Genomic DNA, 12,873 nt, shown 5'->3' with positions numbered 1-12,873 from the left:
TCACTCCCTGTGTTACATTATGGTGAAACACTACGGCGGGATTTTCGAATCGGTCAAGAGTGTTCTGTAACACTCCAGCGGTGCAAATCGTTGAAATGCCCGGTCTGCCTACATATTGGGCGCGATATTTTCGCTTGGCAGAGCCGGTGTTTTCGGCAAATGTTACAGTATGAGTGAAACACAGGTGCAAATGGAGCAGGCGCTGGATCGAATCGCGAGAGCGATCGACCGGAGCAGTTCCGTCTCGGTTTCGGTGCAGTTGCGCGGGGCCATCGAGTTCGGCATCGCCAGTGGCGAGCTGCCGGCCAATGCCCGTCTGCCCTCTGTCCGGGCGATGGCGGCGCGCTGCGGGCTGTCCCCGGTGACGGTCAACGGCGTCTATACCGCGCTGCAGGAGGCGGGCCATATCGAGGCGCGCGTCGGCTCCGGCACCTTCGTCAGCGGCAACGGTCCGGCACGGGCGGGCGGTGCGCAGCTTCGGTTGCTGGACCGCAAGATCGCCGAGCTGGTGCGCCTTGGCCGGCAATGCGGGATCGGCCCGGCGGAGCTGTCCATGCGGATCGCCATCGCACAGCCCGACCCGCGCCTGCCGATGCGCCTGCTGCTGGTCGGCAATTTCCACGACGCGACAGAGGCCTATGCCGCCGCGATCCGCCCGGTGCTGCCGGACGGCGACACGATCCGCGCCGCGACCCTGTCGGAGATCACCGCACGCCCGCCGGAGGACGTGGACCTGATCGTCGCGCCGCGCACCTTGCGCACGCAGGTCCAGCCGCTGTTTCCCGAGCTCGACATCGTCGACCTGACCCTGATCCCGAACGAGGCGACGCGCGTCGCGCTGGCCTCCATCCCGACGGAGGCGCGGGTCGTCGGCTACACCTACTTCCCGTCGTTCCTCACCATCATGAAGGCGGGGATCATGCGGTTCGCGCCGCATGTCTCGGACCTGTCCATGGCGGTGCGCGGCGAGGAGGGGGCAGACGCCGCCATCGCCGCGGCGGACGTGCTGATCTACGCCACCGGGGCAGAGTACCTGCTGGACCGCATCAGGGACGGGCAGACCGCCTTCGAGTACCGGCACACGCCGGACAACCAGTCTATGCGCCGTGACCTGCTGCCCGCCATCGAGGCCGCCCGGGTCGCGCAACAGGAAAAGGACGCCGTTACATGAGAATATCCGAAGCCAACTGGTTCGAGGTGGAACGCTACCTCGAAAGCGACGACCGCTGCGTTCTGCCGCTCGGCTCGACGGAACAGCACGCCTACCTGTCGCTGTCGGTGGATTCGATCCTGTCGGAAAAGGTCGGCGCGGATGCGGCGGAACCGCTGGGCGTGCCGGTGTTCCCGGCGGTGCCTTACGGGCTGACGCCGTACTTCATGGGCTTTCCGGGCAGCGTGTCGCTGCGGCTGACGACCTACGCGGCGCTGGTCCGCGACATCCTCGATTCGCTCTACAAGACCGGGTTCCGCCGCGTGCTGATCGTGAACGGCCATGGCGGCAACAGCCCGGTTCAGCCGGTCACGATGGAGTGGATGGAGGCCAACGAGGGCGCCCGGTGCCGCTTTCACGACTGGTGGCGCGCGCCGAAGACCTGGGCCTGCGTGCAGGAGATCGATCCGGTGGCGAGCCATGCCAGCTGGATGGAGAATTTCCCTTGGACGCGGCTGCCCGGGCGCGACATGCCCGGCGAACAGAAGCCCTTCGTGCCCTTCGACAAGCTGCGCGACCGCAACGCCGCCGGGGTGCGCGAGCTGATCGGCGACGGCAACTACGGCGGCGTTTATCAAAAGCCCGACGCGGACACCGACCGGCTGTGGTCCGTCGCGGTGGAGGAGACCCGCGCGCTTCTGGAGGGCGACTGGTCATGACCACGCTGATCTGGGGCGCGGGCGCCATCGGCGGCGTCATCGGCGCATACCTGGCGCGGGCCGGGCATGCGGTGCACATGGTGGACATCGTGGCGGACCACGTCGAGGCGATGCGCACCTCCGGATTGAGGATCGAGGGCCCGGTGGAGGAGTTCACACAGGTCCTGCCCGCCTCCACCCCCGGGGAGCTCACCGGCACCTTCGACCGCATCTTCCTTGCGGTGAAGGCGCATCACACGGCGGGGGCGCTTGAACAGCTTCTGCCGCACCTGTCGGAGACGGGCTACGTCGTCTCGGCCCAGAACGGGCTGAACGAACGGGTGATCGCCGAGCGGATCGGGGCGGAGCGGACGCTGGGCTGCTTCGTGAACTTCGGCGCGGACTGGATCGGCCCGGGGCAGATCCTCTATGGCAACCGCGCCGCCGTCGCGGTGGGCGAGCTGGACGGCCGCATCAGCGCCCGCGCGCAGGCGGTGCACACGCTCCTGTCGATCGTGGAGCCGGAGGCGGTCCTGACCGACAACATCTGGGGCTATCTCTGGGGCAAGATGGGTTACGGGTCGCTGCTGTTCTGCACGGCGCTGACGCCCGACAGTATGTCCGACGCCATGGCCCGGCCGGAACACCGCGCCGCCTACGAGGCGCTGGGGCACGAGGTGATGACGCTGGCCGCGGCGGAGGGTGTCTCGCCGCTCGGCTTCAACGGGTTCAATCCGAAGGCCTTCCTCGCCCGCGACCCCGAAGGCATGCGCGTGGCGATGGAGACGATGATCGCCCACAACCGCAAGACCGCGAAGACCCACTCCGGCATCTGGCGCGACCTTGCCGTGCGCAAGCGCAAGACGGAGGTGGACGCGCAGATCGGCATCATGGTCGGCCTCGCCGAAAGTCACGGCCTGAAGGTCCCGGTGCTGGCCCGCATGGTCGAGCTGATCCACGACATCGAGGACGGCCGGCGAGAACAGTCCGCCGCCCTCGTCGACGAGCTGGTGCCGCTGTGCGTGTAGATCTGACGGGCCAGGTCTTTGCCGTCACGGGAGCGGCGCAGGGAATCGGTGCGGCGATCTGCGGCGCGCTGGCAGAGGCCGGGGCCAGCGTCGCCGCCGTGGACATCGACGGGGACGGGATGCAGGGGCTCGACGCCACGCTGCATGCCGCCGACCTTGGCACGCGCGCCGGAGCATGGGCCGCGATGGAGGCGGTGCTGGCCGAACATGGCCGGATCGACGGTCTGGTGACCTCGGCCGGGGGTGTACGCGGGCAGGTGGGCCGCCCGATCGAGGATGTCTCGGAACCCGACTGGCACGCGATCTTTGCCGCCAACGTCGACGCGGCGATGTGGTGCGCGCAGGCGGTGGTGCCGGACATGAAGACGCGGGGCAGGGGCCGGATCGTCACCATCTCGTCCGGGGCGGGGCTGCGGCCCAGCCTGACGGGCATCCAGGCCTATGCCTCTGCCAAGCACGCGCTGGTCGGGCTGACTCGGCAACTGGCGCTGGAACTGGGGCCATCGGGGATCACGGTCAACTCGGTCGCGCCGGGGTTCGTCATCTCGAACCCCTCGACGGCCAGACAATGGGACGCCTTCGGCGTGGAGAAGCAGAAGGCGGTGCTGAACGGTATCCACATGCGCCGGCTGGGCTGCCCCGAGGACATCGCCTCGGCGGTCTGCTTCCTGTGCGGACCGCAGGCGGAATGGATCAGCGGACAGGTGCTGTCCGTCGACGGAGGACACGCATGAGCAGCAACCCCTGGGAATGGGATGAACCCACATGGCGCGGCAAGGTGGAGGCCGTCCGCGCGGGCCGCAGCCTTCTGCCGGAGCGCTGGCCGAACGGCGCGCGCTGTGCGGTGGCGCTGAGTTTCGACAGCGACCACGAGACCAATGAACTGCGTGACGGCGGCGACTCCGTCGCGCGGCTCAGCTGGGGCGAATACGGCACGCGGCGGGGCATTCCGCGCATCCGGTCCGTTCTGGACCGCTTCGGCGCGAAGGCGTCGTTCTTCGTGCCCGCCGTCTCTGCCCTCCTGCACCCGGAGGAGCAGGAGAGCCTGGCCGCCGAGGGGCACGAGATCGGCCTGCACGGCTGGATCCATGAGCGCAACACCGATGTGCCCCCCGAGGCGGAGCGCGACCTGATGCTGCGCGCCGCCGACACGCTGGAGCAGATCACCGGCGTCCGGCCCGTGGGGATGCGGACACCATCCTGGGACTACTCCCCGGTGACGCTGCAGATCGCGCGGGAGCTGGGGCTGCTTTACGACAGTTCGCTCTTTGCCGATGACGACCCCTACGAGATCCTCGATCAGGGCGAGTCCACGGGCATCGTCGAGCTGCCGGTGGAATGGATCCGGGACGACGCGCCCTATTTCATGATGAACCGTTTCGGGGCGCAGCGGCCCTACACGCCGCCTTCGGACGTGCTGGACATCTTCCGGCGCGAGTTCGACGGCGCCTATGCCGAAGGCGGGCTGTTCCTGCTGACCATGCACCCGCACATCTCCGGCTACCGGTCCCGCATCTTCATCCTCGAGGAACTGCTGGATCACATCACTTCGAAGGGCGACTGCTGGGTCGCCACACATGCAGAGATCGCCCGCTACTGTGCCGAGACGGCTGGGCTGAAAGGCTGAGACATGACCGAGAAACGCTATGCCATTGCCATCCACGGCGGCGCCGGGACCATCCTGAAATCCACCATGACGCCGGAGAAGGAAGCGGCCTACAGCGCGGGACTGGAAACCGCGCTCGCGGCCGGTGAAGCGGTGCTGCGCGACGGCGGCAGCGCGCTCGACGCCGTGACGGCGGCGGTCTGCGCGCTGGAGGATGAACCGCTGTTCAACGCGGGCAGGGGCGCGGTCTTCACCAGCGCTGGCAAGCAGGAGATGGACGCGGCCATCATGGACGGGCGCGACCGCGCGACCGGCACCGTGGCGGGCATCTTCGGTCCGAAGAACCCGGTGAAGTTGGCGCGGCTGGTGATGGAGACGACGCCGCATGTCTGCATGATCGGCGAGCATGTGCTTGAGCTGGGCCGCAAGGCGGGGCTGGAGTTCGGCGAGACTGACTATTTCTTCACGCAGGCCCGCTGGGATGCGCTGCAGGACACGCTTGCGATGAAGGCGAAGGGTGAGGAGGACGACGATCCGGCGCGCCGTCACGGCACGGTCGGCGCCGTGGCCTGCGACCGCGAGGGCAATGTCGCCGCCGCCACCTCCACCGGCGGCTGGACTGGCAAGATGCCGGGGCGCGTGGGCGACACGCCGATGCCGGGCGCCGGGAACTTTGCAGAGAACGCCACCTGCGCGGTGTCCGGCACCGGGCACGGCGAGGTCTTCATCAAGTACACCGCCGGGGCGGAGATCGCCGCGCGGATGCGCCACCGGGGCGAGACGCTGGAACAGGCGGCGCGTCACGTTGTGATGGAGGACCTGGGCAAGAACGACGGGTCGGGCGGCGTGATCGCGGTGGACGCGAAGGGCAACCTGACGCTGCCCTTCAACTCCGAAGGCATGTATCGCGGCTGGGCCCGGGAGGGCGGCGAGCGCGGGGTTGCGATCTACAAGGGTTGATCAAGGCACTGGCGCGCGGGGGGTGATCCCGCGCGCCGGTCCATCTGTTTAGCCGGCCTGCTGGCCCTCTGTATCGGCCTGTTCGGGCCTTGGCGGCTTGGGGCTTGCGGGCAGCATGGAAGCAGCGAAGATCGCCGCCCCGCCCGCCACCAGCCCGGCCAGGTCCATGATCCATGAGCTCGGGAACAGGAGCAGGAGCGCCGACACCCCGAACAGCACGCGCGGCACGACAGAGATGCGGCCGCCGACGGGTGCGCTGCCCTGCAGGCAGATGGCAAGCGCGACGCTGCCGAGCGCGTAGAGCAGGCTGGACGTCACGATGGCGTGCCATTCGCCCTGCATCAGGATCTCCGGCACGTAGACGAAGGTGAAGGGCATCAGCACCAGCGTGGCCCCGAACTTCAGCGCGGCAAAGCCGGTCTTCATCGGCGGCGCCCCGGCGATGGCCGCGCCGGCGAAGGCGGATACGCAGACCGGCGGCGTGATGTTCGACAGGCAGGCGGCGTAGAACACCGCGAGGTGCGCGGCGACCGTCGGCACGCCGAGCTGGATCAGCGCCGGTGCCGCGACCACCGACAGGATGATGTAGGACCCGGTGGTGGACGACCCCATGCCGATGATGATCGACACCAGCGTCACCAGCAGAAGCGCGATGAACAGGCTGCCGCCGGAGAAGTCGATCAGCACCGCCGAGAACTTCAGCCCCAGTCCGGCGAGGACGATGCCGCCGATGATGACGCCCAGTGTCCCGATGGCAGCCCCTGCCGAGGTGTTGCTGGCCGCGCCCCCGGCGAGGGCCTGTCCGATGTCGCTGGGCCCCATGCGCGTCGCCTTGTTCCGCCATGACAGCACGGCGGCGGCGACGGTGCCCCAGAAGGCGCAGAACTCGGCCGAGTAGCCCCAGAACAGCAGTCCGATCACCGTGCCGAGCGGCAGGAAGAAGTGCCAGCCTTCCTTCAGCACCTTGCGCAGGCTGGGGATTTCCTTTTCCGGCAGTCCCTTGAGGCCCAGGCCCACCGCTTCGAGGTCGACCATTGACAGGAGGAAGAGGAAGAACAGGCTGGCCGGGATGACGTTGATCAGCGCGATGTAGAGGTAGCTGGTTTCCGTCAGCGTCGCGAGGATGAAGACGCCCGCGCCCATGACCGGCGGCATGAACTGCCCGCCGGTGGAGGCGATGGCCTCGATCGCGCCGGCGTGGTGCGGCTTGAACCCGGTGCGCTTCATCAGCGGGATGGTGAAGGAGCCGGTGGTGACCACGTTGGCGACGGACGAGCCCGAGATCGACCCGAAGAGGGCGGAGGTCATGACGGCGATCTTGGCGGGGCCGCCGCGCCACTTGCCCGCGACGGCGGTGCCGAGATCCATGAAGAAGGCCCCCGCGCCCGAGCGTTCGAGGAAGGCGCCGAAGATCATGAAGGGGAAGACGAAGGTGGCGAAGGTCGCCGTGACGACGCCGAACAGTGCCTCCTGCGTGGAGTAGGTGAATTCGAGGATACGCTCTACCGACATACCGGAATGGGCGAGGCGGCCGGGCAGGTAGGGCCCGAAATAGAGCTGCAGCAGGAAGATCACCGCGAGGATCGAGATGATCGGGCCAAGCACGCGGCGGCTGGTTTCCAGCATCAGGACGATGGCGATGCCGCCCATCACCAGATCGTACTGGTTGGGCGAGGAGACCCGGAAGATGGCATAGCTGACGTACTGGTCGATCCAGTAGCCGATCGACAGCACGGTGAGGCCGATCAGGACGAGGTCGACGATGCTGGGCCTGTGCGTGGGCGAGCGTCCGTGCGCGGGATACAGCAGGAAGACCAGCACCGAGGTCAGCATCAGGTAGACGCCGCGGTTGCTTTGCGTCGACACCAGCCCGAAGCCGGAGGTGTAGAGGTAGAACAGCGAAAACCCGATGGCCGTCACGTTGAAGGCCAGCGCCCAGAACCCGGTGAGGCTGCGCTTTGCGCCCTTCGCCTGGAAGAGCCACGAGAAGTCGAGCATGAATGCGTCCTGCGATAGAGCGGAAAAACGCCCCGGCCGCATGGACCGGGGCGCGGTCTTTCAGGCGGTCCGGATCACTCCGGCCACTGTCCCTGTTCGCGGTAGTAGGCTTCGGCGCCGGGGTGCATCGGTGCGCCGAGCTTCTGGAAGTTGGCCACGTCGGGCTTCATCTGCGCCCAGGCCTTGTGACCGGCGGCCAGTGCGTCCTGCTTGGCGTAGGCGGCGGCGACCATGCGCTGGACCACGTCTTCGGGCACCCGCTCATGCGCGACCCAGTAGACCGTCGTGAACGGCATGTCGGTGGCCGGCACGCCCTTGTAGGTGGTCTCCGGCATGGTGCCGGTGTGGTAGAACGGATAGGTCTCGCCGATCTGGGCGAGTTGGTCCTCGGAGTAGGGCAGGACGGTGATGTCGCGTGTCTCGGCCAGTTCGGTGACCGCCGCGGCGGGCGAGGACGACTGGCAGAAGGCGTCGATCTGGCCGTTGCCAAGCGCGCGGCCCGCGTCGGCGAATGTCATCAATTGCGGCTCGATGCTGTCCAGAAGGCCAAGCGCCGTCAGGATGTTCGAGCAGTTGAACACCGTGCCCGATCCCGGCGGGCCGAGCGCGACCTTCTTGCCGTCGAGGTCGTCGAGGGAACTGATCCCGCTGTCGCCCAGCGTGACGAAGTAGGTCGGGCCCTCGTAGGCCATGGCCACGCCGCGCAGCATGGTGCCCTTGTCGCCGCCCTCGAACGGGCCTTCGGGCGCTTGCGACATGTAGACGTGGCTGCCGTAGACGATGCCCATGTCGAGCTCGCCCTTGATCAGGCGCTTGGCGTTCTCGGTGGAGCCGCCGGTCGTGACCTGGGTGATGTTGACGTCGGGCAGGTCCTTGGCCAGCTCGGTGCCCGCGACACCGACCATGTAGTACATCACGCCGCCGGGGTTCGATCCGCCCCACGCGACTTCGGTCGATTGTGCCAGTCCGGGCGATGCGAGCGCGGTCAGCGCTGCCGCGGAGACGGCGAATAGTGTCTGTCTCATGATGGTTCTCTCCTCCACATGTTACCGGCGGCCTGTGCCGCCGCTTGTTCGCGGCCCCGTTTTCCGGGGTCTTCCTTGCCTCAGGCGCCCCAGCGCCCGCAGGTGTTCCTGAGTGTGCCGATCCCGTCGATCTCCACCTCGACCACGTCGCCGGGCACGAGAAACTTCGGCGGCTTGAACCCGATGCCGACGCCCGCGGGCGTGCCGGTGGCGATCACGTCGCCCGGCATCAGCGTGACCCCCTGCGAGATCGTCGCGATGATCGTCGGGATGTCGAAGATCAGCAGGCCGGTATTCGAATCCTGCCGCAGCTCGCCGTTGACGGTGCAGCGGATGGCGGTGTCGGCCACGTCGATTTCGTCCGCGGTCACGGCCCACGGTCCCATGGGGCAAAAGGTGTCCTGCGACTTGCCGACAAGCCACTGGCTGTAACGGCCCTGCAGGTCGCGCGCGGTGACGTCGTTGACGATGGTGTAGCCCCAGATGTGCTCCATCGCCTTGTCCTTGCCGATCCCGCGTCCGCCAGTGCCGATGATGACGGCCAGCTCGGCCTCGTAGTCGATGGCCTCGGACACGTCGGGGTCGATGAGGACGGTCTCTTCCGGTCCGACGACCGATTCCGGGACCTTGGAAAAGATGATCGGTTCGCTGGGGACCGCGCCCTTGGCGGCGCTGGAATCGAAACCGCTGTTCGAGAATTCGTGTGCATGGTCGAAGTAGTTCTTGCCGACGCAGAAGATGTTGCGTGCGGGCCGGGGCACGGGGGCCTCGAGCCGCACGTCGTGCAGCGCCACGGCGGCGCCGGTCGCGGGCAGGGAGGTGCGGCCGATCAGGCTCAGCGCGCCGCGCTGAGCCTCGTCCGCGGAAAGGTCCAGAGGCGAGACTGTTCCGGAGGCCACGTCGACGATCCCCACATGTCTTTGCCCATTGTACTGGTATGTCGCGACCTTCACGTGCGCCTCCGATTCCCGAATTGGTTTATTTTGGTTCATTTAATGGTACAATTAAGGTGGCGTAATAGCAAGAAAATTCCCGAACTTCTTGCAAGCCATGCGAAACGCTGTCAGATTGGGTCACAATTGGATCAATAAGGACGGATGATGCGGGGCAACGCGGACAGCATTGCGGATGCATTGCGCCGCCGGGTCGCGGCGGGCGAATGGACCGGCGGCAAGCGGCTTCCGACGGAGCGCGAGCTGGCGGAGCAATATGGCGTTGCACGCAACACCGTGCGGCGGGCCTTCGATCTGCTTGAAGCGGACGGTTTGCTGGCGCGTCATGTGGGGCGCGGCACCTACCTGCGGGAGGAGCCCACCCAGGGCATCGCCGAGATCGTGCGGCGGATGGAAGGCACGTCACCCGCCGACATGATGGAGGTCCGCCTGCTGCTGGAACCTGCCGCGGCGGGCTTCGCGGCGACCAACGCCAGCGCCTCGGATCTCGCGGCCATCGGTGCGGCGCATGAAAGCGCGGTCGCCGCGCAGGATATGCCGACGTTCGAATACTGGGATGCGGAGTTCCATCACCGCATCTTCTCGTGCACGCGGAACGACCTCTTGCGGGAGTTCCACGAGGTTCTGCGCGTCTTGCGCGACCAGCCGAAGTGGTTCGAGATGAAGGCCCGCAGCTTCGCGGAAGCGCGGCGTCTGCATTACTGCCGGGAGCACGCGGAGATCCTCGCCGCGCTGAACGCCCGTCATCCCGAACAGGCGGCGGCAGCGATGCGCGTGCACCTGCTGACCGTGCAGCAAAACCTTCTGGGCCGACCGGACTAGGCGCCGCCGGGCGCTACGGCGCGTTAGTATTTACATAATCCAACTTATGGGAGGCGTCGGTGTACGCGCAAAGTTAAAGTGTCCCACATCTGCAAAGTAGAAGTGTCACACTCTGCTCCATTGAGGCCAGGCAGAGAGAACGGGCATGGGATGGGTGATGATGAGCGAGCGCGAGCTGAACCGGGTCGAGGTGTTGAGCCAGGTTTCACAAGGCTGGATGACGGCCACGGCAGCGGCCAACGCTCTGGGATTGAGCCGCAGGCAGGTTCACCGGCTTCTGCGGAAGTTCCAATCTGACGGTCCGGCTGCGATCCGACACAAGGCGCGCGGTCGTGCATCGAACAATCGGATCGATCCGGCGGTCCGGGACTTCGCGGTGACACTGGTGCGGGAGAACTATATCGACTTCGGCCCGACCTTCGCGACTGAGAAGCTTGAGGAAGATCACGGGCTGAAGGTCTCGCGCGAGACGCTGCGCAAGTGGATGCAGGACGCTGGTATCTGGCTATCGCGCAAGCAGCGCCGCACGTTCCATCAGCCGCGTTTGCGCCGGGAATGCTATGGCGAGTTGATCCAGATCGATGGCTCTGATCATCACTGGTTCGAGGATCGCGGACCTGCCTGCTCCCTGCTCGTCTTCATCGACGACGCGACCAGCACCTTGATGCATCTGGAGTTCGTGACGTCCGAGAGCACGTTCAGCTATTTCGGCGCGCTGGAGGCTTATCTGCATGAACATGGACGCCCTGTGGCCTTCTACAGCGACAAGCATTCCGTGTTCCGCGTCTCAGGCGAGGCAGCGAAGTCAGGCCATGGGATGACCCAGTTTGGCAGGGCTTTGAATGAGCTCAACATCGAGATCCTCTGCGCGAACAGCTCCCAGGCCAAGGGCCGCGTCGAACGCGCGAACCGGACGCTGCAGGATCGGCTGGTGAAGGAACTGCGCCTCGCGGGCATCTCGGACATGGACGCGGCCAATGCGTTCCTTCCGGCCTTCATGGCGCGCTACAACACGAAGTTCGCCAAGGCGCCACGCCGCCCGGACAATCTGCACCGGCCCATCAATACCGAGCCGGATCCGCTGGCGGATGTGCTCTGCTGGCGCGACGAACGTTATGTCGGCAACCAACTGGCGTTCTCCTACGACCGCCAACGCATCATCCTCGAAGAGAACGAGGTCACGCGCGGCCTGCCTGGCAAGTATGTCGACAGCTATGAGTACCCGGACGGGCGGCTCGAGTTCCGCTGGAAGGGCGTCTCGCTCCCCTACTCCGTCTTCGACAAGGATCAGCGTGTCACCCACGCCGCCATCACCGAGAACAAGCATCTGAGCGCCGTGCTGGAGCACATCAAAGCTGAGCAGGACAAGGCTCCACCAAAGAAACGCCGCGCCGGCAAGCAGAGCTCGAGATACAAGCCAACCGGACGTCGAAACGATGGCTGGAACTCTCTCGCCGCACGCCGCTCCAAGGAGGCCCGCAAAGCCAGCCAGGGCTGCGATACATGAGGTCTCCGCCCTGTCAGGCTTTGCTTCCCTCAGCGCCCAGGTGGGACATTTCTACTTTGCGGAACAAGAGACATTTCTACTTGGTTGCAACAGTCGGGGTGGGTTAATCCCAACGCAAAGGTCTCGCCCGATGCCATGGCGCGCGGGCGAAACCGAAGTGATGGGTCACAGGTCCAGCAGTTCCGCGATGTGGCGGGGACCGACGGGGCGGATGCGCGAGGGGTTCAGCGCCTTGATGGCGTAGTAGCCGCGCGTGATGTGATCCATGTTCACCGTCTCGCGCACGCCGGGCAGGGTCAGGATGCGCGCCATGTAGGCCGAGAGGCGCGGGTAGTCGGCGATCTGGCGGCGGTTGGTCTTGAACAGCCCGTGATAGGCCGCGTCGAAGCGGATCAGCGTGACGAAGGTGCGGATGTCCGTCTCGGTCAGCCGGTCGCCGAAGAGGTAATCCCCGGTCAGCCGCTCCTCCAGCATGTCGAGCGTGTCGAAGACGCCGGCCACAGCCTCGTCGTAAGCCGCCTGCGAACTGGCGAACCCCGACTTGTAGACACCGTTGTTCAGCCGGTCGTAGATCACCGCGTTCAGCGCGTCGATCTCCTCCCCCAGATCCTCCGGGTAGAGCCGCAGGTCAGAGGGGACCAGCCCCTCGAACGCGGTGTCGAACATGCGCAGGATGTCGGCGCTTTCGTTGTTCACCATCACGTCGCGCTTCATGTCCCACAGCACCGGCACCGTCGCCCGCCCGGTGAAGCCACTGTCGGCGCGGGTGTAGAGTTCGTGCATGTAGGTCGAACCGAACAGCGGGTCGGCGTCTGCACCGTCATGGCCGCCGAACTGCCAGCCCTGGTCCGTCAGCACCGGGTTCACCACGGTGACCGGGATCAGGTCGTCCAGCCCCTTCAGCTTGCGGGCCATCAGTGTGCGGGAGGCCCACGGGCAGATCAGTGCCACATAAAGCCGGTAGCGTCCGGCTTCCGCCTCGAACCCGCCCTCGCCGGTCGGGCCGGCGCTGCCGTCCGCAGTGATCCAGTTGCGGAAGCTCGACACCTGGCGCACGAAGCGGCCCTTCTCGTCCGCCTTTTGCACCGGCTGCCAGTCTTCGGTCCATTTTCCGTTCACGAGCATG

Annotated in this window: 12 protein-coding genes; 8 read left to right on the top strand and 4 right to left on the bottom strand. The window is 66.4% G+C overall.

Going from position 1 to position 12,873, the window contains the following annotated elements; translation table 11 throughout:
• The first annotated feature begins 169 nt into the window (after positions 1–169).
• Genes QNI11_RS27340 through QNI11_RS27315 form a run of 6 tightly spaced genes read left to right on the top strand, consistent with a single transcriptional unit; the run spans position 170 to position 5,442 of the window.
• Positions 170–1,171, top strand: a complete 1,002-nt coding sequence (locus QNI11_RS27340; RefSeq protein ID WP_283984160.1) for a GntR family transcriptional regulator — start codon at positions 170–172, stop codon at positions 1,169–1,171.
• Positions 1,168–1,869 carry a creatininase family protein gene (locus QNI11_RS27335; protein ID WP_283984159.1) on the top strand — a complete coding sequence of 234 codons (702 nt, stop codon included), beginning with the start codon at positions 1,168–1,170 and terminating at the stop codon, positions 1,867–1,869. Before QNI11_RS27340 ends, QNI11_RS27335 begins: the two co-directional genes overlap by 4 nt.
• The gene (locus QNI11_RS27330) at positions 1,866–2,876 is read left to right on the top strand and encodes a ketopantoate reductase family protein (RefSeq protein ID WP_283984158.1); all 1,011 of its coding nucleotides are present in this window, start codon (positions 1,866–1,868) and stop codon (positions 2,874–2,876) included. Before QNI11_RS27335 ends, QNI11_RS27330 begins: the two co-directional genes overlap by 4 nt.
• Positions 2,867–3,610, top strand: a complete 744-nt coding sequence (locus QNI11_RS27325; RefSeq protein ID WP_283984157.1) for an SDR family NAD(P)-dependent oxidoreductase — start codon at positions 2,867–2,869, stop codon at positions 3,608–3,610. Before QNI11_RS27330 ends, QNI11_RS27325 begins: the two co-directional genes overlap by 10 nt.
• The gene (locus QNI11_RS27320; RefSeq protein WP_283984156.1) at positions 3,607–4,503 is read left to right on the top strand and encodes a polysaccharide deacetylase; all 897 of its coding nucleotides are present in this window, start codon (positions 3,607–3,609) and stop codon (positions 4,501–4,503) included. The genes QNI11_RS27325 and QNI11_RS27320 overlap by 4 nt, the downstream gene beginning before the upstream one ends.
• A 3-nt stretch (positions 4,504–4,506) precedes the next feature.
• On the top strand, positions 4,507–5,442 hold the full coding sequence (locus QNI11_RS27315; RefSeq protein ID WP_283984155.1) for an isoaspartyl peptidase/L-asparaginase family protein: 936 nt from the start codon (positions 4,507–4,509) through the stop codon (positions 5,440–5,442).
• A gap of 48 nt (positions 5,443–5,490) precedes the next feature.
• Here the strand turns inward: QNI11_RS27315 and QNI11_RS27310 are convergent, their stop codons facing one another.
• The 3 genes from QNI11_RS27310 to QNI11_RS27300 form a co-directional block, all read right to left on the bottom strand.
• Complete coding sequence (locus QNI11_RS27310) at positions 5,491–7,440, bottom strand: TRAP transporter permease (protein ID WP_283984154.1); 1,950 nt, start codon at positions 7,438–7,440, stop codon at positions 5,491–5,493.
• Between the two features lie 74 nt (positions 7,441–7,514).
• Positions 7,515–8,465, bottom strand: a complete 951-nt coding sequence (locus QNI11_RS27305; protein ID WP_283984153.1) for a TAXI family TRAP transporter solute-binding subunit — start codon at positions 8,463–8,465, stop codon at positions 7,515–7,517.
• Between the two features lie 80 nt (positions 8,466–8,545).
• On the bottom strand, positions 8,546–9,418 hold the full coding sequence (locus tag QNI11_RS27300) for a fumarylacetoacetate hydrolase family protein (RefSeq protein ID WP_283984152.1): 873 nt from the start codon (positions 9,416–9,418) through the stop codon (positions 8,546–8,548).
• 147 nt (positions 9,419–9,565) lie between these two features.
• Here QNI11_RS27300 and QNI11_RS27295 point away from each other — a divergent pair, with 147 nt between their 5' ends.
• A complete protein-coding gene (locus QNI11_RS27295) occupies positions 9,566–10,240 on the top strand; it encodes a FadR/GntR family transcriptional regulator (protein WP_283984151.1) in 675 nt (224 codons plus the stop codon).
• A gap of 145 nt (positions 10,241–10,385) precedes the next feature.
• The gene (locus tag QNI11_RS27290; protein ID WP_283984150.1) at positions 10,386–11,747 is read left to right on the top strand and encodes an ISNCY family transposase; all 1,362 of its coding nucleotides are present in this window, start codon (positions 10,386–10,388) and stop codon (positions 11,745–11,747) included.
• Between the two features lie 165 nt (positions 11,748–11,912).
• Here QNI11_RS27290 and QNI11_RS27285 read toward each other — a convergent pair whose 3' ends face one another.
• Positions 11,913–12,872 (bottom strand): glutathione S-transferase family protein, encoded by a 960-nt coding sequence (locus tag QNI11_RS27285; RefSeq protein WP_283984149.1) that lies wholly within the window; start codon positions 12,870–12,872, stop codon positions 11,913–11,915.
• Between the last annotated feature and the right edge of the window lies 1 nt (position 12,873).

Source organism: Sagittula sp. MA-2 (assembly GCF_030126985.1).
Taxonomy (GTDB): Bacteria; Pseudomonadota; Alphaproteobacteria; order Rhodobacterales; family Rhodobacteraceae; genus Sagittula.
The sequence above is the reverse complement of the archived record's forward strand: the minus strand, read 5'-3'. Positions and strand labels throughout refer to the sequence as shown.

Coding starts and splice junctions, on each gene's coding strand:
- QNI11_RS27340 (WP_283984160.1), top strand. CDS start 170: ATGAGTGAAACACAGGTGCAAATGGAGCAGGCGCTGGATCGAATCGCG.
- QNI11_RS27335 (WP_283984159.1), top strand. CDS start 1,168: ATGAGAATATCCGAAGCCAACTGGTTCGAGGTGGAACGCTACCTCGAA.
- QNI11_RS27330 (WP_283984158.1), top strand. CDS start 1,866: ATGACCACGCTGATCTGGGGCGCGGGCGCCATCGGCGGCGTCATCGGC.
- QNI11_RS27320 (WP_283984156.1), top strand. CDS start 3,607: ATGAGCAGCAACCCCTGGGAATGGGATGAACCCACATGGCGCGGCAAG.
- QNI11_RS27315 (WP_283984155.1), top strand. CDS start 4,507: ATGACCGAGAAACGCTATGCCATTGCCATCCACGGCGGCGCCGGGACC.
- QNI11_RS27310 (WP_283984154.1), bottom strand. CDS start 7,440: ATGCTCGACTTCTCGTGGCTCTTCCAGGCGAAGGGCGCAAAGCGCAGC.
- QNI11_RS27305 (WP_283984153.1), bottom strand. CDS start 8,465: ATGAGACAGACACTATTCGCCGTCTCCGCGGCAGCGCTGACCGCGCTC.
- QNI11_RS27295 (WP_283984151.1), top strand. CDS start 9,566: ATGCGGGGCAACGCGGACAGCATTGCGGATGCATTGCGCCGCCGGGTC.
- QNI11_RS27290 (WP_283984150.1), top strand. CDS start 10,386: ATGGGATGGGTGATGATGAGCGAGCGCGAGCTGAACCGGGTCGAGGTG.
- QNI11_RS27285 (WP_283984149.1), bottom strand. CDS start 12,872: ATGCTCGTGAACGGAAAATGGACCGAAGACTGGCAGCCGGTGCAAAAG.